Genomic DNA, 18,943 nt, shown 5'->3' on the forward strand with positions numbered 1-18,943 from the left:
TCATAATAATATTCTTTTTTTTACAATGAACGAAGAGATAATCAAAGCTTACGAAGTTATCAAAGAGGGCGGTATCATTCTTTATCCGACTGATACAGTCTGGGGAATTGGATGTGACGCAACTAATGCTGAAGCTGTTGCAAAAATTTATAAATTAAAACAACGTGCCGAAACTCAAAGTATGATTGTTTTGATGAACGGAGAAAAAATGATGTACAATGTTTTCAAAAACATTCCTGAAGTTGCTTGGCAAATCTGGGATTTATCAGATAAACCAACAACTTTGATTCTGGATGATGCCAGAAATGTTGCTCCAAACATTATTGCTGCCGACAAATCTTTGGGAGTACGTTTGGTAAAAGAGCCTTTCTGCTTCAAATTGATGGAAAGGATGAAAAAACCTTTAGTTTCAACTTCAGCCAATATTTCAGGACAACCAACTCCGCTGAGTTTTAAAGATATTAGTCCCGAAATTATTAATGGTGTTGATTACGTTGTGAAACTGAATCAGGATAAAATCAACGGAAAATCTTCTACAATTATCAAATTAACAAACGATTCGCAGGTTAAAGTGATTCGCAAATAGTTTTTTTGTTTCAGGTTTCAAGTTTCACATTCGCTTAAAACTTGAAACCTGAAACCTGAAACTTTTAAACAGTTTTAAGACTCTCAATCAGCCAATCGATATCTTCTTTGGTATTATAATGACTAAATGAGATTCGGAGGTTTGGTAATTTCAAATCCGTCTCCGAAAGCATTTCTTTTAAAACATGTGATGGCTTGATACTTCCTGACTGGCAGGCGCTTCCTCTTGAAACTGCAATTCCTTTCATATCGAGACTAAACAATAGCATCGAAGTTTTATCTGAAGAAAAAGGTAAAATAATATTGATGATATTGTAGAAATCCTCTTTTTTCCCATTAATTCTAAAATCAGGAAAATGAATTTCTAATTGCTCGATCAGGTATGTTTTTAAATCTGAAATATAAGTTCTTTCCTGATCTAAATTTTCATAAGAAATAGCCAACGCTTTTGCCATTCCGGCAATTTGATGAACGGCTTCAGTCCCGGCACGAAGTCCTTTTTCCTGTTCACCTCCAAAAATGAGAGGCTGCAAACCTGAATTTTTACGAACAAAAGCGAACCCAATTCCTTTTGGACCATGAAACTTATGTGCACTTGCGACTATAAAGTCAACAGGTAATTTCTGAAGATCAATCTCCGTTTTCCCAACAGATTGTACCGTATCGGAATGAAATAACGCATTATATTGTCTGCAGATTACTCCAACTCTTTCCAAATCTAAAATTGTTCCGGTTTCGTTATTAACATGCATCAAACTAACAATCGTCTTTTTATCTTCTGACAATAAATTAGACAAATGCGTTAAATCGATGCTCCCATCCGGATTTACATTCACATAATCAACCTGAATTCCATAATCTGATTCCAGCGCTAAAACAGTGTATAAAACAGCGTGATGCTCAATTTTTGAAGTAATAATTCGCTTCACTTTTAAATCTTCAACTGCTGAACGCAAAATCCAGTTATCAGCTTCTGTTCCGCCAGAAGTAAAAATAATTTCCTGAGCCGAACAATTTAAATGTTTTGCAATGCTTTTTCTTGAAAGTTCCAAAATGGTTTTTCCATTTCGCCCAAAACTATGCGTAGAAGATGGATTTCCAAAATCTTCCGTCATAACTTTTGTCATTTCCTGAATTACTTCAGGGCGCATAGCGCTTGTAGAGGCGTTGTCGAGATATACTTTTTTCATTATTGCAAAGTTATGAAATATCAATTGTCCAATCTTCAATATCATTTGCCAAAATTTTCACTATTTTTGACCCAAATAAAATTACGATGAAAAAATATGTAAGCCTTCTATTCTTTGCGTTTTTATTAAACGGTTGTGATGATGGTGATTTAACTGTAGAAACGATTGATTTTAAAGATGTGACCGCAACAAGTTGTGATCCTACAACCAATACTTTGATCTATAAACTCAAACCTCAGGAAGCCATCATTTTGCAAATGCCAACAGGTACACTTGCAACGCAGCCTGATACCTTAACTTACAATCTTAACAATAGTACTTATCGCTTTTTTTACAGAACTTATGATGGCGCGATCACAAAATCAAATATTTGTGATGCAATACCACCAGCAACTCCAAATATTAATCAGGAATGGTACGCAATTGGCGGAGAAATAGAGATTGTTACTTCAGCAATTTACAAAACTCCGGCTCCCGCAGACGGGCATACAGAAATTGAAGGTTATAATCATAATATTACTTTCAACGGAATTACGTTTTCTAAACCAGGACCAACTCAGGTTGAAGATAATTTTGTTTTTGGAGACTTTAAAACAACAGTTACTCCAGTAGTTGTTGCTTTTACAGATGAAGTTGCAAAGTATTGTGATGTTCAGAAAAAAGTTTACAATAACAATTTATCAAATTCATTAGTAATTGAAAATTTAGATAAAAACTTAATTCAAGATGTAGATACTCCTATTGGACAACCAAGAAAAAGCTTAATCAATTTCAGCAGTGGCAGCCCGGCAGTTGTGTCAAATAATGTTTATTACAGAACATACAACAACAATTTACCTGAACTAGTAAAAGATTATTATTGTAACGATGTTACGCCAACAAGCCCAACTGTAAAAGAAACTTGGATAGGTGTTACAGGTAAAGAAAATGTAAGTGGTATTATTGAAGTCACTACAACACACACAAATCAAGTTTATAAGCATAAAGTTGTATTACGAAATGCAAGTATGAAACAAGGAAACAGTACCTTTAAACTGGCAACCGAATTTGTTCTAGGAACAGTGACAACCATTAAACCTTAAAAAGGAATTTAAAAAGAAGGACGAAAATCACTTTTTAATTCCTACAAAAAAACTTCCGTTTTTCAAGCTGATTTCACAACAGAATCAGAAAGAAAAACGGAAGTTTTTTTATGTCTTTAAAACAACAATTTTAAAGCATAAAAAATAAATTATTTATTGTTTTGCCTAAAATAAACTTCAGTTGCACCAAGACCATATTTTTGATAATTGGCATCGTGAAAATCTATTCCGTCGTAACGCCCCAATAAAAAATCAAGTTCGGCTTTTAAAATTCCTTCGCCGACACCGTGAATAAAAACGATTTTTGGAATCCTGTTTTTGATCGCAAATTCAATATGCCTTCTTGCAGTTTCTGTTTGCAAAGTCAAAATATCATAATTTGACATTCCGCGTTTATTGGGAACCAGTTTTTCGATGTGCAAATCAAATTCCGGAGCAGAAATTTCGCGTTTGTCTTTCTTTTCTTTCACAAAACTTCTTGGTTTTGGTTCTGCTTTCTCTTTTGAAATTGAATCTAAATCAATTCTTTTAATAGAATTCATTAAATTACTGGTTTCTTGAATTTTAATTAATTCATTGACAAAAAATGTCATCATAAACCCATCTTCAGTTTCAATCAAAACTTCCTTGTTTTTTACAGAAACAACCGTTCCGTTTATAGCTTCGTCTAAAACCGAAACCTTATCTCCTTTACTCAACATCGTCTTCTTCTTTATCTTGATTTTTACTTGGTGTTTTTGCACTCAACTGCATCATTCCATACATGAAAACTACAATTGCAATAATCATGATATAGATATTTTTTTCTTCAGAAACTTGCTCATACAACGCTACTCCAATTGCAAGAATCATTATTAAAATTTTTAAACCTTTCATTTTTTTTAGCTTATAAGAATTCAAAAGTATAAAACTTTAAAATAGCAGTTTGGTTCTTCCAAAATGTTATCCAATATTTTTTTGTAAAATTGCAAAAAACATCCCCTTGAATTTAGAAAATTATATGATCCCCTGCCTGTTCAAAACCTACTTCGGATTTGACTGTTTGGGCTGTGGTTTTCAGCGTGCTTTATTCTTACTTTTTCAGGGTGAATTTTTAGCCGCTTTTAAAATGTATCCTGCACTTTATTCGACTCTTTTATTTTTAGGTTTTGTGCTTTTTTATTTTTTAAATAAATCAAAAAAGAATAAACAACTGGTTTGGAATTTCGCTTTACTGAATCTTGTTTTTGTAATTGCCGGCTATTTTCTCAAACACTTTTATCTGTAATTTTGTAAGAATTATTTTTTGATCTGACTTAAAATATCGTTCATCATTTCGATTTGTACTTTTTGAATTTCGATCAATTCCTGTTGCTGATGCATAATCAAATGATCGATTTTATCATGAATCATTCTGATTTCTAATTCTGATTTTAAGTTAATCATAAAATCTTTTTTTGCCCTGCTGCGATCTTTTTCTTCCTGGCGATTTTGACTCATCATTATGACAGGTGCCTGCAATGCTGCGATACAGGATAAAATCAAATTCAGCAAAATAAATGGGTACGGGTCAAAACCTTTGTTCATCAAAACAAAAACATTTGCACCAATCCAGATTGCGATAAAAACAACAAACGAAATAATAAAGGTCCAGCTTCCGCCAAAATCAGCCACTTGATCAGCCACTTTTTGCCCAAAACTACGAGATTCGTCTTCATCTTCAACAATACTCACAATTGATCTATCTTCTTTTAAAGATGAAATAACACTTTTCTCAAGATCTGAAAGCACACCAATTTCTCTGGATAAATAGTTAGAAATATACATTTGACGATATTCACTCAATTCCTGAACCGATATACAATCATCATCACAAAAAGTGGGATGATCTTTTATAATTAGGCCTAAAATCGGATCATGAATTGATTTTCCGCAGATTTTCTCGTTTTCCGAAAATTCAATACCAGAAATTGCGCTTTTAAAACTTGAATTATTTTTCATTTTTATAAATTTTACATGCTAATTTAAGCATTTAAGCTTTTAAGTTTTATAATAAATAATCTTTCGCTGATTTATCACAAATACGACAATCAACACAAAATTTCTTTAGTTAAAACCTGTCTTTATTTACAAAAAACGCCTTACTTTTAACGTTTCAAAATATTCAATCAATTTAATCAATTGTGACAAAAGACACTATCATACAAAATATCAAAGCTTTAAAAAGCCATTCAAACATAAATTACGGAATCAAAACTAAAACGGAAGACTTTACCGAGAAGCTTTTTTATACACTTTTTGATTCGAATGCCGCTTTAGACGAAAGCATCAATGATCTTGAAATTCGTTTTAAAGAGATCGCCGTTTTGGCTTGTCAAAAACCTGAAAATTTATGCGAATCCATTTGGGACAAGTTTCTGGAAAAGCTTCCTGCGGTTTTAGAAAAACTAAATCAGGATGCAGCCTATATCTTAGAAAATGACCCGGCATCAAACAGTATTGATGAAGTTTATTTGGGGTATCCCGGTTTTTATGCCATTGCCATTTACAGATTAAGCCACGAATTATACTTGCTTGATTTATTATTATTCTCCCGATTAATGAGCGAATACGCACACCGAATTACCGGAACTGACATTCATGCCGGAGCCCAAATTGCATCGCCATTTTTTATCGATCACGCTACAGGGATTGTTATTGGCGAGACAACTGTTATCGAAAAACATGTAAAAATATATCAAGGTGTAACTCTTGGCGCTTTAAGTGTTAGCAAAGACATGAAAAATGCAAAACGTCATCCAACTGTAGAAAAAAATGTTTGCATTTATGCCAATGCCACAATTTTAGGCGGAGAAACTATTATTGGAAAAAATAGTATTGTAGGCGGAAATGCCTGGATTACAAAATCAATTCCGGCAGATTCCATTGTTTTAAATACCACTACAACTGAAGTAAAAATAAAAGAAAAAAAATAACAATGAGTCCACAGAAATTGCTTAACCTAATTGGAAATACTCCATTGATGGAAACTGTCAATTTGGTTAAAAATAAAAACGTAAAGCTTTTGCTCAAACTCGAAGGAAACAATCCGGGCGGAAGTGTAAAAGACAGAGCTGCATACAACATGATTGCATCAGCCTTAGAAAGAGGGGAAATTAAAAAAGGTGACAAACTAATCGAAGCAACCAGCGGCAATACGGGAATCGCTTTAGCAATGATTGCACAGTTATTTGGTATAGAAATCGAATTAGTTTTACCTGAAGATTCTACAAAAGAACGAACTCAAACAATGCGTGCTTATGGTGCTACAGTAATTTTAACACCTGCCGATGAAGGAATTATCGGTTCAAGAGATTATGCTGACAAAAAAGTTGCAGAAGGCGGTTATTTGATGCTGAATCAGTTTGCAAATGATGACAATTGGAAAGCACATTACAAAACGACCGGACCTGAAATTTGGAATGATACCGACGGAACTGTAACGCATTTTGTTTCGGCAATGGGAACTACAGGGACAATTATTGGAACTTCTACTTATCTAAAAGAAAAAAATCCAGCAATTCAGATTGTTGGTGCACAACCAAGCGATGGATCTCAAATTCCAGGAATCCGTAAATGGCCTCAGGAGTATTTACCGAAAATTTTTGACGCTTCAAAAGTAGACAGCGTTATAGATGTAAGCGAAGAAGAAGCCAGAGCAATGACAAAAAGATTAGCACTTGAAGAAGGTGTTTTTGCCGGAATGAGCAGTGGTGGTTCTGTTGCTGTTGCCCTTAAAATCGCAGAACAATTAGAATCTGGAGTTGTTGTTGCTGTTATCTGCGATCGTGGTGACCGTTATTTGTCTTCGGATTTATTTGATTAAAAAAAAGATGCTAAGATTCTAAGTTGCTAAGATTCTAAGGTTTCCAATACTTTATCTACAATTTAAGCATCTCAGCAACTTAAAATAAAAAACCTTAGCAGCTCAGAACCTTAGCAACTTAGCACCTTAAAAAAATGAACTACAGAAAACTAGGAAAAACGAACTTTAATATCTCAGAAATCTCACTTGGAACTTGGCAAGTTGGAGGGAAATGGGGATCCGAATTTGATGACAAAACAGCCGATGCGCTTATAAATACTGCAATTGACAATGGCGTTAATTTTATTGACACTGCTGATGTTTATGAAAATGGATTAAGTGAAACTGCCGTTGGGCGTGTTGTGCGTTCCCGATCTGAGCGCATTTATGTGGCTACAAAATGCGGACGCCAAATTAATCCGCATATAAATGACGGTTATCAGCCAAAAGTGCTTCAAAAATTTGTTGAAGACAGTTTAAAAAGAACGGGATTAGAAACTCTCGATTTGATTCAACTGCACTGTCCTCCTACCGAAGTTTATTATCGTCCGGAAATTTTTGAATTGTTTGATCGATTAAAAGATCAAGGGAAAATTTTAAATCTTGGTGTAAGTGTTGAAAAAGTTGAGGAAGCTTTAAAAGCAATCGAATATTCAAATGTAACTACGGTTCAGATTATTTTCAATTTGTTTCGTCAACGTCCATCTCAATTATTTTTCTCTGAAGCAAAGAAAAAAGATATCGGAATCATTGCACGTGTTCCATTAGCAAGCGGTCTTTTAACAGGCAAATTTGATTCAAAAACTACTTTTGAACCTCAGGATCATCGCAATTTTAATCGCAACGGAGATGCTTTTGATAAAGGTGAAACATTTTCAGGAATTCATTATGAATTAGGATTAAAAGCTGTTGAAGAACTAAAAGCGTTATTTCCAGAAAACCCAAATCTTGCGCCTATTGCTTTGCAATGGATTTTGAATTTTGAAGAAATCAGCTGTATTATCCCTGGTGCTTCAAAGGCAGATCATGTATTATCGAATTTATCAGTTTATGATCTTCCTAAAATAAGCCCAGAAAAAATCATCGCAATAAATGCGATTTATGAAAAATACATAAAACCATCAGTTCACCATTTATGGTAAGTTTTTAAGGTACTGAGGTACTGAGGTGCTAAGATTCTAGGATACTAAGTTTTTCTAATCTTAGTACCTTAGAACCTTAGCAACTTAGCATCTTTCTTTCTCCACGCAACCTTTTTTGAATTCACACATCTATGTATATAACTAACCCTCAATCATTAACCATGAAAAAATTAAGTTTTATACTAGCTGCTCTTTGTGTGATTTTTATGTCTTGCAATAATGATGAAAATAATAGCAATAATAAACAGGAAGAAGACATTCAAAAATTAGAAACAATGTATCAGGAAATTGTGACACTTTCTCAAGTGAATTCACAAACCTGTACTGATTCTAAAGATTGGGATTTTACTGCAATTGGTGCAAAAGCTTGTGGCGGGCCAGAAAAATTCATTATTTATTCTAAAAAAATAAATACAGTCGAATTTCTGGCTAAAGTAAAAACATATACTGACGCAAAAGCAGCATTTAATGTAAAATGGAATATTTCTTCAACCTGTGATGTTCCCCTTCCACCAGATGGAATTGGTTGCGTTGATGGGAAACCAGTATTCTTAAAAAACACCGCTTTTTAAGCGCAATAAAGCTAAAGCTCAAATTCAATTTTGAACTCAGCTCCTTTATTTTTCCCTTCGCTGGCAGCGCTCAAGGTACCTTTATGACGTTCAATTATTTTTTTACATAAATAAAGACCTATTCCGGTTGACAGCTCATTGGCAGTTCCTAATCGGCTCATTTTAGTGAATTTTTTGAATAATTCTTCGATTTGATTTTTATCAAAACCAACACCTTTATCCGCTACGACGATCGCTAATTTAGAATCATCTTTATAAATACGAACTTTAACCTCGCTATCAAAATAAGAGAATTTTATTGCATTACTTATTAAATTTACCAAAACCTGAACCAGTAAACCTTCGTCAATTCTAAGGTCGGCTTCAGAAGTCTCTAAATTTAAATCTAACGTAATATTTTTGTCCAACAAACGCTGTTCAACCTGTTCATTGATAAAGGGCACAATACTCGGGAAATTTATAGTTTTTGCTTCCGGATTTATTTTTACAACCTGATCTTGTTCCTTCAGAAGTTTTATAAAATTTTCAATATAGCGAAATTGCAAATTAGTCGATTCACAAATTAATTCGGCTAAATGTTTAACCGATTCTGATGGATTTTCGCTTAAAATCAATTTTGCTAACCCTTGCGGATTTCCTGCAAAATTTTTTAAATCATGCGAAAGCATATAAATCAAATCTTGTTTTTCGTTAATAAAACTCTCAGATTCATAAATTGATTCCTGAATATTACACATCAACAAACCGGCTTCGTCAGTATATTCGGTAGGCAAAACAGAAAGTTTTCGATTATTTCTATAATCATCCAAAGATTTTGAAGCGAGAGAAATCGGTTTTATCAATTGCTTCAGAACCAACAATGTAACCAGAGTTGCCAATAATGTCATTATTAATGCAAAAATCAAAATAGAAACAGAAGAAATATCGTGAGATGAAAAAAGTACAAAAAATAAAATGCCAATTAAAGGGATGTGGATTCCAATAAATGCAACAAATAAGAATTTAAAAGAATAGCTTTTTTTAAGAAAGCTTATTTGTGACAGATTATGATATAATTTCATAAAAAAATAACAATCTATAGGTTAAAAATCTGGTAACTGGGGTATTTACCAAAAAACAAAGGTAACTTTTAAACTTGATTTATGTGTTAAATTACACAATTTGATAAAATATTTTGAAAATTAAATTTATAAAAGTTTACAAACCCTTATTTTTGCGCTATGGGAAGAAAAAATACAGACAAGGTTGTCTTTCATCAAATTGAAGTTTTAGACGCAGGAGCAAAAGGTGTATCAGTAGCAAAAGCACCAGATGGAAAAGTTATCTTTATTCCAAATGTTGTTCCTGGAGACGTAGTGGATGTACAAACATTCAAAAAAAGAAAAGCATATTACGAAGGAAAAGCCGTAAAGTTTCATGAATTATCAAAACACCGTATCGAACCAATCTGTGATCATTTTGGTGTTTGCGGCGGATGTAAATGGCAAAATATGAAATACAGCCAACAGCTGTACTACAAACAAAATGAAGTAAAAAATCATTTGCAACGAATAGGAAAAGTTGAACTTCCTGAATTTGAAGATATTTTAGGTTCAGAAAAACAATTTTTCTATAGAAATAAAATGGAATTTTCGTTTTCGAACAGCCGTTGGTTAACTGAAAAAGAAATTGGAAGCACAGAAGACTTAGGAAATAGAAATGCTTTAGGATTCCATATTCCAAAAATGTGGGATAAAATTCTGGACATCCAAAAATGTCATTTACAGGAAGATCCTTCAAATGCCATCAGAAATGAAATTAGGGCTTTTGCCAATGAACATAATCTGGCTTTCTTTAATCCGAGAGAACATTCTGGATTATTGAGAACTTTGATGATTCGTACTGCTTCAACGGGTGAAATCATGGTTTTGATTCAGTTTTTTGAAGATGACAAAGTAAATCGCGAGTTGGTTTTAGATAATTTATACGAGAAGTTTCCTCAAATTACTTCATTGCAGTATGTTGTGAATGCCAAGCAAAACGATACGATTTATGATCAGGATATTAAACTTTACAAAGGAAGAGATTATATCTTGGAAGAAATGGAAGGCTTGAAATTCAGCATTAATGCTAAATCATTTTACCAGACAAACTCAGACCAGGCTTACGAATTATACAAAATTACACGTGATTTTGCAGGATTAACCGGAAACGAAACCGTTTACGATTTATATACCGGAACGGGAACAATTGCTCAGTTTGTTTCTAAAAAAGCAAAAAAAGTAATTGGTGTAGAAAGTGTTCCTGAAGCTATTTTAGATGCTAAAGCTAATGCGGAACGCAATAATATTACGAATTGCGAGTTTTTTGTTGGAGACATGAAAGTGGTATTTAATGAAAGTTTCATCGCACATCACGGAAAACCAGACGTTATTATTACAGATCCACCAAGAGACGGAATGCATGCATTAGTAATTGACCAAATTTTGAAAATCGCTCCAAAAAAAGTAGTTTATGTAAGTTGCAATTCAGCAACACAAGCACGTGACTTAGCTTTAATGGACGAAAAATATAAAGTTACCCGAGTACGTCCGGTTGATATGTTTCCGCAAACGCATCATGTTGAAAATGTTGTACTTTTAGAACTTCGATAATAAAATATAAATGAGAAAAATAATTTCAATTTTATTGCTTTTTACTTTTGGCTTATCAAGTTGTGAAAAAGATGACATTTGTGATCCAGCTACTCCAACAACACCTCGATTAGTCATTAATTTTTTTAATGCTGATAGTCCGTCAACACCTAAAAATGTTACTAATTTAAAAATAACCGGAAAGGATATGACTGAAGCGATTATTTTTAATGAAACTGCAACTGGTGAAGCAAAATATCTGACAAATGGCAGCTCTATTTCTATTCCATTAAGAACAAATGAAAATTTTTCGACATTTACTTTTACGCTAGATTCTGGTAATGAAAATGCTGCAGCTATAAATTCAGATGAAGTAAGATTTAACTATACACATCAGGATCTTTATGTTTCAAGAGCGTGTGGCTTTAAAACTATTTTCGCACTTGATCCGCTTTCAGATGGACCTCCTATTTCATCACCATTTATTAAGGTCGACAGTGATTCTAAAGGTTTTTGGATGAAACAAATTTATGTAAAAGAATATAACATTGAAACAGAAAATGAAACACACATTGAAGTATATTTCTAGTTTTTGCTTATTGTTTTCAATGTTCCTGGGGCAAGCTCAGGAAACACCAACAACTACAGTAACCAAAGAAATCATTCCCGAAAAACCTAAAACTGCTGCTATAGCAAAGCCTGCATTACAGGAAATAAAATCTGATAGCATCAAAACTGATCGTTATGGACTTCGTGTTGGAGTTGATTTGTATAAATTGACTCGCGGTTTTTACGACAAGGATTACAAAGGAATTGAATTCGTTGGTGATTGGCGTTTGACAAAAAAATACTACCTGGCGGCCGAACTTGGTTTTGAGGACAAAACTACTGATGACGACCGACTAAATTCATCAGCAACAGGAACCTATATTAAAGGTGGTTTTGATTACAATTTGTACCAAAACTGGCTAGATATGGAAAACTTAATTACTATAGGATTAAGAGGAGGTTTTAGTACTTTTAGCCAGGAATTAAACAGTTATAAAATTTATAACCCAAATCCTTATTGGGGTGAACAGCCTGCAATTGTTAATAATCAAAAATACAGCGGACTTACGGCCGGATGGATTGAAGTGGCAATGGGTTTAAAAGCAAAAGTATTCAATAATGTATTTGTAGGTTTTGGCGTTCAGCTGAAAATGCTAGTTGCCAATTCAAAACCTGCTGGTTTTGACAATTTATACATTCCTGGTTTTAACCGAACTTACGATGGAAGTTTCGGAATTGGTTTTAACTATACTGTTTCTTATTTCATACCAATTTACAAGAAAAAAACTGTAATTCCTGTACCTGCTAAAACTGCACCTAAAAAATAAAATAATTCATTAAATATAAAAAAGCGACGAATTCAAATTGAGAATTCGTCGCTTTTTATTTTATTTTGAAAATTATGAAAGCTGAAAATCGACAGCAGCTTTTGAATGAATTAAAGCAGTATCAAAAACCGGTACCGAAAGATCCTCAGGTTTTATCACTAATGGAATTTCTGTACAACCCAAAATGATTCCTTCAGCGCCTTTTTTTATCAACTCTTCTGCAATTTCTAAATAACGTTTTTTTGTTTCAGTAGTTACAAGTCCGCGGCCTAATTCTTCAAAAATAGTATGGTGAATAAAATCTTTATCCTCTTGTTTTTCTGGAATTATAGCTTCTATTCCTTTTTGAGTCAATTTATCTTTAAAGAAATCCAATTCCATTGTAAACTTGGTTCCTAATAAGCCAACTTTTTTAATTTTTTGTTTTTGAATTTCAGTTGCAGTTTCACTTGCAATATGAATAACTGGAAGGTCAATTGCCTTTTCTAATCGGTCAGCAATAAAATGCATGGTATTGGCACATAAAACAATCGCTTCTGCCCCGCCCGATTTTAAAGACTCACATCCTTTAAAGAGCATATTAAAAGTAGAATCCCAATCGTTGTTTTCATTATTTTTTTTAATATCAGCATAATTAAACGAATAAATCAAACATTCAGAGAAATTCAATCCTCCTAATTTTTCATTTATTCCTTCATTAATAAGTTTATAATAATCTGCTGTTGAAACCCAACTGATTCCTCCAATAAGACCTATTTTCCTCATATTGCCAATTTAAAAATTATCCGATTTCTCTAATTCCTTTTATAAAAATCCATTTCATAAAAAGCTTTTCGCCATCTTTTGTTTTTACAGCCTGAAATTTAGGTCCAATTAGCGTTGCAATAACAAATGAAGTCATTGGAATCCAAAATCCTGTTAAACCAGTGTATTGCGCAATAATAAATCTACCTGCAATAAACAGAATTGCAAATGTTCCTAATTGATATAAAAAAGCCCTTACTTGTAGTTTTGTCATTTTTTTTAAATTGCTGAGGTTCTAAGATGCTAAGATTCTAAGGTTTTCCTTTTAGAACTTAAACTTTGAACCTAAATTATTTTATTATTAATTTAATAGCTAAACTTCTTAGTACCTTAGAAACTTAGCATCTTAGAACCTTATTGTTGAAATTTCGTTCTCTTGCTTCCTTCATACATTTCGTATTTAACCAAACGTGCTTCTAAACTTCCGTTGAAAAGTTTGATTTTTCTGGAAGGTTTTAATCCTACAAATTTCAAAGCTTCAAGATTTGCGGTTATAAACCAAGCATTTGTTCCAGGATAATTTTTCTTTAAAGTGTCGCCAATATTAGCATAGAATTTCTCCATATGAATATCTAAACGTTCATCATACGGCGGATTGAATACAATATGAAGTTTTCCTTCTACTTCTTTTTGAGTATCAAAAAAATTATCTTCAGAAACCGTTACATAATCTTCAAGATTAGCATTTCTGATATTATCTTTGGCTTTGCTTACTGCACTTGGCGCCTTGTCAAAACCTTTGATCGTATAATGAAATTCTCTTGTTTTTTTCATCAGACTTTCGATAATAGTATCAAACAAATCATTATCCCAATCTTTCCATTTTTCGAAAGCAAATTCTTTTCTGTTGATATTTGCTGGAATATTGCAGGCAATCATTGCTGCTTCGGCCAGGAAAGTTCCAGATCCGCACATTGGGTCCAGAAAATGGCTTTGTCCATCCCAACCTGATAATAATAAAATTCCAGCTGCCAAAACCTCATTTATAGGCGCAATATTTGTAGCCGTTCTGTATCCGCGCTGATGAAGTGAATTCCCAGAAGTATCTAAAGCAACTGAAACCTGATCTTTATCAATATGAACATTGATTCTTAAATCTGGATATTGCTTATCGATGCTTGGACGTTGCCCCGTTCTTTCTCTAAATTGGTCAACAATAGCATCTTTACATTTTTGAGAAACAAACTCAGAATGATTAAAATAAGTCGAATGCACTGTCGCATCAATCACAAAAGTTTGATTCGCATTTAGCAATTTAGACCAGTTTACGCCCGAAATTCCTTTATATAATGCCTGCTCATTATTGGCTCTAAACGAATAAATAGGTTTTAAAACTTTAAGCGCCGTTCTAAGAGACAAATTGGCTTTATACATAAAACCTTTATCGCCTTTAAAGCTTACCATTCTCACTCCTTTTTCGACATCCTGAGCGCCTAGAGCACGCAATTCCTTCTCCAATATTTCTTCAAAGCCAAAAAAACATTTGGCTATCATTCTAAAATTTTCTTCCATCTTTATTTTTGTATTAAAAAACAACCCCAATCGCAGCAATATCCAAACGTTTATTTAGGTATCATCGCGAAATAGTTATTTTTCGGCAAAAATACACTAAATTTGCGGTACTTTGAATTAATTGAAATAGAATAAATGTCTGAAGCACCAAACTCATCAACACCAAATCAGGAGCGTAACACCGAAAACTGGTTCTCTTCATGGTTTGACACTCCGTATTATCACATTCTTTATAAAGACAGAAATTACAGAGAAGCTCAGATTTTTATGGATAATCTTACTCATTATCTAAATCTTCCTGAAAAAGCAAAAGTATTAGATTTAGCGTGCGGAAAAGGGCGTCATTCGATTTATCTAAACCAACTTGGTTTTGATGTTTTAGGCGCCGATTTATCTGAAAACAGCATTGCCGAAGCCAGCAAAAACAGCAACGAAACCCTCCATTTTAAAGTACACGACATGCGCGAACCTTTTGAAGAAAAGTTCGATGCGATCTTTAATTTGTTTACCAGTTTTGGTTATTTCGAAAGCGATGACGACAATTTAACGACTTTAAAAGCAATCAAAGAAAGTTTATCTGAATACGGTTTTGCCGTAATTGATTTTATGAATGTGGCTCAGGTTATTGAAACTTTGGTTCCGCAAGAAGTAAAAACAGTTGAAGGAATCGATTTTCACATCAAAAGATATGTAGAAGATGGACATATTTTTAAGGAAATTAATTTTGAAGATCAAGGCAGAAAATTTCATTTTACTGAAAAAGTAAAAGCCTTAACTTTAAAAGATTTTCAAGATTTAATGGATGAAGCAGGAATTTATCTTTTAGATATTTTTGGTGATTATAAACTCAAAAAATTCCATAAAACTGAAAGCGAACGATTAATCATGATTTTTAAATAAATTGGTGAATCGTTTAATTGTTTAACCGTTTAATCGCTAAACAAAAAAACAATTAACCGATTAAACAAATCAACGATTAAACAATACAAAATGAACTATTTACTACCTTTATTTTCTGTACTTCTAGGATATAGCGTGGCTTTGTTTATTAAACCAAACAACAAAACCAATTTAAAGTTACTGCTGGCTTTTAGCGGTTCATTTTTACTTTCGCTAACGGTAATGCATCTTCTTCCAGAAGTTTACGAATCGCATAATCATAATATCGGAATTTTCATTATGGTCGGGATTTTATTCCAGATTGTATTAGAATTTTTCTCCAAAGGTGCTGAACATGGCCACGTACACGGCCACGCAAAAATGTCACAAATTCCATGGCTATTATTTATCAGTTTGTGCATTCACGCCTTTTTAGAAGGGTTTCCTGTGAGTCATCATCATGATTTAGCAATCGGAATTGCAATTCATCATTTGCCAATTGCAGTAATTCTAACCACTTTTTTCATCAATGCCGATTTAAACAAAAAAGCCATTTTTGCCTTCATGCTGACATTTGCCATCATGACGCCACTTGGAACAATCGCATCAGAATACCTGCCTTTTTTAAATGAATATTACACCGAAATAACGGCTATCGTTATCGGAATTCTATTCCATATTTCATCCACAATTATCTTTGAAAGCAGTGAAGGACATAAATTTAATGTTGCCAAAGTTTCAATGATCGTTCTCGGAATTCTATTGGCATTCTTTTTATAATGAATTAATTAGAAAATGAGTCAATTAGATAATAAGATAATTTTCTAATTGACTCATTGACATCTAATCTAATTACCTAATTTGCTCTCTTTTTTTCCTCCTGATTTCCAAAAGCGCGTTCCTTCACATTGATTTTTTTGTTTCCAAAATTATAAACAACCGTTAAACGAGCAAATCTGTTGCTTTCGTTTTGACTATAAACTTGTTTTACGCCATTTACAACCGAAACATCATTTTTTAAATAAGATGTATTGAAAATGTCATTTATTAGAAAGGAAACCTGCATTGCTTTGTTTAACAAATCTTGCTTAAAACCGATATTCAAACTGGATGTATAACCCGTTTCATACAAACCGCTTTTATAAGGTGCAGTATAATTAAAATCTATTTGCAGTTTGGTTGATTTGCCCAATGAAAATGTATTGTTTGTCGAAAAATCAACTTGAAGACCATTTACCGGTGTTGCATTTATATCTTTTATGAATTTAATATCTGAACCTGAAAAATACAATGAATTTTCACTCTCCCACCAATCTGCAAAAGTCGCAGAATACGTTTCTCCAATTCCGTAATTAAGACCTTTAAAATAATTTTCTCTCGTTACAATTTGCGTTAATGTTTCAGGATTTGCAGTAAATATTACGCCATAACCATCTGTAATATAATTTGCGAAAACACTGGTTCTCAATATTTTTTTATACGAATGTGCAAATTCAAAATTGTCACTAAAAGAAGGTTTCAAAAACGGATTTCCTTCTGAATAACTATTACTGCTGATGTAAACTCGAAACGGATTTAACAATGAAAAACTAGGTCTTCGGATTCTCTTTCCGTAATTTAAGCTAAAACTATTGTTTTCATTTTTCTGATAAGAAGCAAAAAAAGTTGGAAACAATTTAAAATAATTATTTATGGTTTCCTGATTTAAAGTTTTAGAAAAACCGTTTGTCTGCGTATTTTCTAATCGCAATCCTAATTGAAAGTTCCATTTTTCATTGATTTTTTTATCTCCGCTGATATAAATTGCCTGATTATTTTCTTCATATTCAAATTGGTTGGACTGATTTGTATCTAATACTGGAGTCCCAGTAATAGTATTGTAAAAAATAGCATCGCTTTTACTGGTTGTAAAACTCACTTTTGCTCCGTATGATAAATTTAACGCTTGAAGCGGATGTTCCATATCAGCCTTGAAACTCAAATTATCAATATCCTGATTCGAAATATTTCGTCCAGATTGATTGACATCAACAAAAGTTCCATCAGATGAATAATTGTTCGCTACAAATTCTCTGTCGAATTTTGAATTGTAATTAAAGTAATCCACATCAAAAGATAATTTACGATTTAGAGGATCAAGTTTGGTAATCAAATGCAAATTATAGGTCTGATTACCCGTGTTTTTATCTAAAAAACTCTCATTAATTATATAATTACTTAATTCATTTTGAGTATTATAGTTATCAATTCTAATATCAGAACTAAAATCAGGATTACTTTTATCTTTTAAAATTTGAAAACCAATAGTTGTTTTCTCTGAAAAATCATAATCTAAAGCTACTTTACCTGATAAATTTGCTTCATTTAATTTTGTTACTGCCGTCATTTTCGAAGGTCCTTCAACAAAATACATATCCAGATTTTCTTCAATATTTCTATAACCCGTTTTTCCATTAATACTAGCCGAAAACCTAAACTTATTTTTATTGTAAAAGAAATTATTCCTTAAAGCAAAAATTCCATATTTACTTTGATCGTAAGAAGCTGTAGTTGTGTTTTTCCAGGAATCACGGGCACCTTTTTTCATCACAATATTTATTAGCCCACCAGTTCCTTCGGCTTCATATTTTGATGAAGGATTACTTATAATTTCGATGTTTTTAATGTCACTTGCCGAAATAGATTTCAAGAAATTATTCAGTTCTTCACCTGTTAGTTCAATCATCCTTCCGTCAATCATAACACGAGAAGTTCCTTTTCCTAATATATTGATCGCATTATTCTGCACTACAACGCCAGGAGCTGTATTTATGGCACTCAAAGCATCGCCTCCAACTGTTGTTGCATTGTTTTCCGGATTATAAACCAAACGATCGATTTTTTGCTCGATTGTTTTCTTTTTAGACTGAACCACAACTTCAACTAATTTTGTTTCATTTTCTTTGAGTGTAACTAGTCCTAAATCTATATCTTTTTCTAAGGAGATTTCTTTTTCATAATCTGTAAATCCTAAAAGGTTGATGTTTATTTTATAAGTTCCTTTTTTAAGACTGATTTCAAAACTACCGTCTTGTTTACTTGTTGTCCCATCAATTATTTTTCCTTCTACATTTGAGATTGAAATGTCGGCCCATTCTAATGGAGATTTTTCACTTATAATTTTTCCTTTTAATTGAAATGATTGTGCTAAAGAAAATAAAGGCAATATTAAAAAGATAAGGAAATTTACTTTTTTCATGATTTCTAATTTTAACTTGTTTGATTAATTTGAAGCAAAGTTGCCTTAGAAAATCTTCCTGTGCGACCGACAAAAAAAGTCGAACCATTTTCTCTTAAAGAAATTGGTTCGACTTTATTCACTACAAA

At 32.8% G+C, this 18,943-nt stretch carries 21 protein-coding genes; 12 read left to right on the top strand and 9 right to left on the bottom strand.

The window, feature by feature from the left end:
- The first annotated feature begins 25 nt into the window (after window positions 1-25).
- A complete protein-coding gene (locus ACWA1B_RS07795) occupies window positions 26-586 on the top strand; it encodes an L-threonylcarbamoyladenylate synthase (RefSeq protein ID WP_456905670.1) in 561 nt (186 codons plus the stop codon).
- A gap of 64 nt (window positions 587-650) precedes the next feature.
- Here ACWA1B_RS07795 and ACWA1B_RS07800 read toward each other — a convergent pair whose 3' ends face one another.
- On the bottom strand, window positions 651-1,775 hold the full coding sequence (locus ACWA1B_RS07800) for a cysteine desulfurase family protein (RefSeq protein WP_456905672.1): 1,125 nt from the start codon (window positions 1,773-1,775) through the stop codon (window positions 651-653).
- Window positions 1,776-1,861: 86 nt separating this feature from the next.
- On the opposite strand from ACWA1B_RS07800, the gene ACWA1B_RS07805 reads away from it, so the two are divergent.
- Window positions 1,862-2,857 (top strand): hypothetical protein, encoded by a 996-nt coding sequence (locus ACWA1B_RS07805; protein WP_456905674.1) that lies wholly within the window; start codon window positions 1,862-1,864, stop codon window positions 2,855-2,857.
- A gap of 149 nt (window positions 2,858-3,006) precedes the next feature.
- On the opposite strand, the gene ACWA1B_RS07810 is transcribed toward ACWA1B_RS07805, so the two are convergent.
- Together ACWA1B_RS07810 and ACWA1B_RS07815 are read right to left on the bottom strand one after the other, a co-directional pair.
- Window positions 3,007-3,558 carry a Smr/MutS family protein gene (locus ACWA1B_RS07810; RefSeq protein ID WP_456905676.1) on the bottom strand — a complete coding sequence of 184 codons (552 nt, stop codon included), beginning with the start codon at window positions 3,556-3,558 and terminating at the stop codon, window positions 3,007-3,009.
- Window positions 3,548-3,733 (bottom strand): hypothetical protein, encoded by a 186-nt coding sequence (locus ACWA1B_RS07815; RefSeq protein ID WP_035648599.1) that lies wholly within the window; start codon window positions 3,731-3,733, stop codon window positions 3,548-3,550. Before ACWA1B_RS07815 ends, ACWA1B_RS07810 begins: the two co-directional genes overlap by 11 nt.
- Window positions 3,734-3,857: 124 nt before the next feature.
- Between ACWA1B_RS07815 and ACWA1B_RS07820 the strand changes: the two genes are divergently transcribed.
- Window positions 3,858-4,124, top strand: coding sequence for a DUF2752 domain-containing protein (locus ACWA1B_RS07820; protein ID WP_456906500.1), 267 nt, complete (start codon window positions 3,858-3,860; stop codon window positions 4,122-4,124).
- 11 nt (window positions 4,125-4,135) lie between these two features.
- On the opposite strand, the gene ACWA1B_RS07825 is transcribed toward ACWA1B_RS07820, so the two are convergent.
- Window positions 4,136-4,837 (bottom strand): DUF1003 domain-containing protein, encoded by a 702-nt coding sequence (locus ACWA1B_RS07825; protein ID WP_035648602.1) that lies wholly within the window; start codon window positions 4,835-4,837, stop codon window positions 4,136-4,138.
- A 182-nt stretch (window positions 4,838-5,019) separates the two neighbouring features.
- On the opposite strand from ACWA1B_RS07825, the gene ACWA1B_RS07830 reads away from it, so the two are divergent.
- The 4 genes from ACWA1B_RS07830 to ACWA1B_RS07845 all read left to right on the top strand — a co-directional run bounded on the left by ACWA1B_RS07830 (window position 5,020) and on the right by ACWA1B_RS07845 (window position 8,394).
- Entirely contained in the window at window positions 5,020-5,811 is a 792-nt protein-coding gene (locus ACWA1B_RS07830; protein WP_426485754.1) for a serine O-acetyltransferase, read from the top strand.
- Between the two features lie 2 nt (window positions 5,812-5,813).
- Entirely contained in the window at window positions 5,814-6,701 is an 888-nt protein-coding gene (gene cysM, locus ACWA1B_RS07835; RefSeq protein WP_456905679.1) for a cysteine synthase CysM, read from the top strand.
- Between the two features lie 134 nt (window positions 6,702-6,835).
- Window positions 6,836-7,822: an aldo/keto reductase gene (locus ACWA1B_RS07840; RefSeq protein WP_456905681.1), complete on the top strand. Its 987-nt coding sequence runs from the start codon at window positions 6,836-6,838 to the stop codon at window positions 7,820-7,822.
- A 161-nt stretch (window positions 7,823-7,983) separates the two neighbouring features.
- Window positions 7,984-8,394 (top strand): hypothetical protein, encoded by a 411-nt coding sequence (locus ACWA1B_RS07845; RefSeq protein WP_456905683.1) that lies wholly within the window; start codon window positions 7,984-7,986, stop codon window positions 8,392-8,394.
- 11 nt (window positions 8,395-8,405) lie between these two features.
- Here ACWA1B_RS07845 and ACWA1B_RS07850 read toward each other — a convergent pair whose 3' ends face one another.
- Entirely contained in the window at window positions 8,406-9,455 is a 1,050-nt protein-coding gene (locus ACWA1B_RS07850) for a sensor histidine kinase (RefSeq protein ID WP_456905685.1), read from the bottom strand.
- Between the two features lie 159 nt (window positions 9,456-9,614).
- On the opposite strand from ACWA1B_RS07850, the gene rlmD reads away from it, so the two are divergent.
- Genes rlmD through ACWA1B_RS07865 form a run of 3 tightly spaced genes read left to right on the top strand, consistent with a single transcriptional unit; the run spans window position 9,615 to window position 12,382 of the window.
- Window positions 9,615-11,027: a 23S rRNA (uracil(1939)-C(5))-methyltransferase RlmD gene (gene rlmD, locus ACWA1B_RS07855; protein WP_456905687.1), complete on the top strand. Its 1,413-nt coding sequence runs from the start codon at window positions 9,615-9,617 to the stop codon at window positions 11,025-11,027.
- A 10-nt stretch (window positions 11,028-11,037) separates the two neighbouring features.
- Window positions 11,038-11,595 (top strand): DUF6452 family protein, encoded by a 558-nt coding sequence (locus tag ACWA1B_RS07860; RefSeq protein ID WP_456905689.1) that lies wholly within the window; start codon window positions 11,038-11,040, stop codon window positions 11,593-11,595.
- Window positions 11,567-12,382: a DUF6048 family protein gene (locus ACWA1B_RS07865; protein ID WP_456905691.1), complete on the top strand. Its 816-nt coding sequence runs from the start codon at window positions 11,567-11,569 to the stop codon at window positions 12,380-12,382. The genes ACWA1B_RS07860 and ACWA1B_RS07865 overlap by 29 nt, the downstream gene beginning before the upstream one ends.
- Window positions 12,383-12,454: 72 nt before the next feature.
- Here ACWA1B_RS07865 and ACWA1B_RS07870 read toward each other — a convergent pair whose 3' ends face one another.
- From ACWA1B_RS07870 to ACWA1B_RS07880, 3 genes are all read right to left on the bottom strand, one after another.
- Window positions 12,455-13,147 carry an aspartate/glutamate racemase family protein gene (locus ACWA1B_RS07870; protein ID WP_456905693.1) on the bottom strand — a complete coding sequence of 231 codons (693 nt, stop codon included), beginning with the start codon at window positions 13,145-13,147 and terminating at the stop codon, window positions 12,455-12,457.
- 16 nt (window positions 13,148-13,163) lie between these two features.
- On the bottom strand, window positions 13,164-13,400 hold the full coding sequence (locus ACWA1B_RS07875) for a hypothetical protein (protein WP_035648618.1): 237 nt from the start codon (window positions 13,398-13,400) through the stop codon (window positions 13,164-13,166).
- Window positions 13,401-13,540: 140 nt separating this feature from the next.
- Window positions 13,541-14,698, bottom strand: a complete 1,158-nt coding sequence (locus ACWA1B_RS07880) for a THUMP domain-containing class I SAM-dependent RNA methyltransferase (protein WP_456905695.1) — start codon at window positions 14,696-14,698, stop codon at window positions 13,541-13,543.
- 135 nt (window positions 14,699-14,833) lie between these two features.
- Between ACWA1B_RS07880 and ACWA1B_RS07885 the strand changes: the two genes are divergently transcribed.
- Window positions 14,834-15,598, top strand: coding sequence for a class I SAM-dependent methyltransferase (locus ACWA1B_RS07885; RefSeq protein WP_456905697.1), 765 nt, complete (start codon window positions 14,834-14,836; stop codon window positions 15,596-15,598).
- Between the two features lie 90 nt (window positions 15,599-15,688).
- A complete protein-coding gene (locus ACWA1B_RS07890; RefSeq protein WP_456905699.1) occupies window positions 15,689-16,357 on the top strand; it encodes a ZIP family metal transporter in 669 nt (222 codons plus the stop codon).
- A 76-nt stretch (window positions 16,358-16,433) separates the two neighbouring features.
- On the opposite strand, the gene ACWA1B_RS07895 is transcribed toward ACWA1B_RS07890, so the two are convergent.
- Entirely contained in the window at window positions 16,434-18,815 is a 2,382-nt protein-coding gene (locus ACWA1B_RS07895; RefSeq protein WP_456905701.1) for a TonB-dependent receptor domain-containing protein, read from the bottom strand.
- Window positions 18,816-18,943 lie beyond the last annotated feature (128 nt).

The organism is Flavobacterium xizangense (assembly GCF_054075145.1).

What these genes read in the sequence shown, in the direction of transcription:
- ACWA1B_RS07795 (WP_456905670.1), top strand. Translation starts at nt 26, where the DNA reads ATGAACGAAGAGATAATCAAAGCTTACGAAGTTATCAAAGAGGGCGGT.
- ACWA1B_RS07800 (WP_456905672.1), bottom strand. Translation starts at nt 1,775, where the DNA reads ATGAAAAAAGTATATCTCGACAACGCCTCTACAAGCGCTATGCGCCCT.
- ACWA1B_RS07805 (WP_456905674.1), top strand. Translation starts at nt 1,862, where the DNA reads ATGAAAAAATATGTAAGCCTTCTATTCTTTGCGTTTTTATTAAACGGT.
- ACWA1B_RS07810 (WP_456905676.1), bottom strand. Translation starts at nt 3,558, where the DNA reads ATGTTGAGTAAAGGAGATAAGGTTTCGGTTTTAGACGAAGCTATAAAC.
- ACWA1B_RS07815 (WP_035648599.1), bottom strand. Translation starts at nt 3,733, where the DNA reads ATGAAAGGTTTAAAAATTTTAATAATGATTCTTGCAATTGGAGTAGCG.
- ACWA1B_RS07820 (WP_456906500.1), top strand. Translation starts at nt 3,858, where the DNA reads ATGATCCCCTGCCTGTTCAAAACCTACTTCGGATTTGACTGTTTGGGC.
- ACWA1B_RS07825 (WP_035648602.1), bottom strand. Translation starts at nt 4,837, where the DNA reads ATGAAAAATAATTCAAGTTTTAAAAGCGCAATTTCTGGTATTGAATTT.
- cysM (WP_456905679.1), top strand. Translation starts at nt 5,814, where the DNA reads ATGAGTCCACAGAAATTGCTTAACCTAATTGGAAATACTCCATTGATG.
- ACWA1B_RS07840 (WP_456905681.1), top strand. Translation starts at nt 6,836, where the DNA reads ATGAACTACAGAAAACTAGGAAAAACGAACTTTAATATCTCAGAAATC.
- ACWA1B_RS07845 (WP_456905683.1), top strand. Translation starts at nt 7,984, where the DNA reads ATGAAAAAATTAAGTTTTATACTAGCTGCTCTTTGTGTGATTTTTATG.
- ACWA1B_RS07850 (WP_456905685.1), bottom strand. Translation starts at nt 9,455, where the DNA reads ATGAAATTATATCATAATCTGTCACAAATAAGCTTTCTTAAAAAAAGC.
- rlmD (WP_456905687.1), top strand. Translation starts at nt 9,615, where the DNA reads ATGGGAAGAAAAAATACAGACAAGGTTGTCTTTCATCAAATTGAAGTT.
- ACWA1B_RS07860 (WP_456905689.1), top strand. Translation starts at nt 11,038, where the DNA reads ATGAGAAAAATAATTTCAATTTTATTGCTTTTTACTTTTGGCTTATCA.
- ACWA1B_RS07865 (WP_456905691.1), top strand. Translation starts at nt 11,567, where the DNA reads ATGAAACACACATTGAAGTATATTTCTAGTTTTTGCTTATTGTTTTCA.
- ACWA1B_RS07870 (WP_456905693.1), bottom strand. Translation starts at nt 13,147, where the DNA reads ATGAGGAAAATAGGTCTTATTGGAGGAATCAGTTGGGTTTCAACAGCA.
- ACWA1B_RS07875 (WP_035648618.1), bottom strand. Translation starts at nt 13,400, where the DNA reads ATGACAAAACTACAAGTAAGGGCTTTTTTATATCAATTAGGAACATTT.
- ACWA1B_RS07880 (WP_456905695.1), bottom strand. Translation starts at nt 14,698, where the DNA reads ATGGAAGAAAATTTTAGAATGATAGCCAAATGTTTTTTTGGCTTTGAA.
- ACWA1B_RS07885 (WP_456905697.1), top strand. Translation starts at nt 14,834, where the DNA reads ATGTCTGAAGCACCAAACTCATCAACACCAAATCAGGAGCGTAACACC.
- ACWA1B_RS07890 (WP_456905699.1), top strand. Translation starts at nt 15,689, where the DNA reads ATGAACTATTTACTACCTTTATTTTCTGTACTTCTAGGATATAGCGTG.
- ACWA1B_RS07895 (WP_456905701.1), bottom strand. Translation starts at nt 18,815, where the DNA reads ATGAAAAAAGTAAATTTCCTTATCTTTTTAATATTGCCTTTATTTTCT.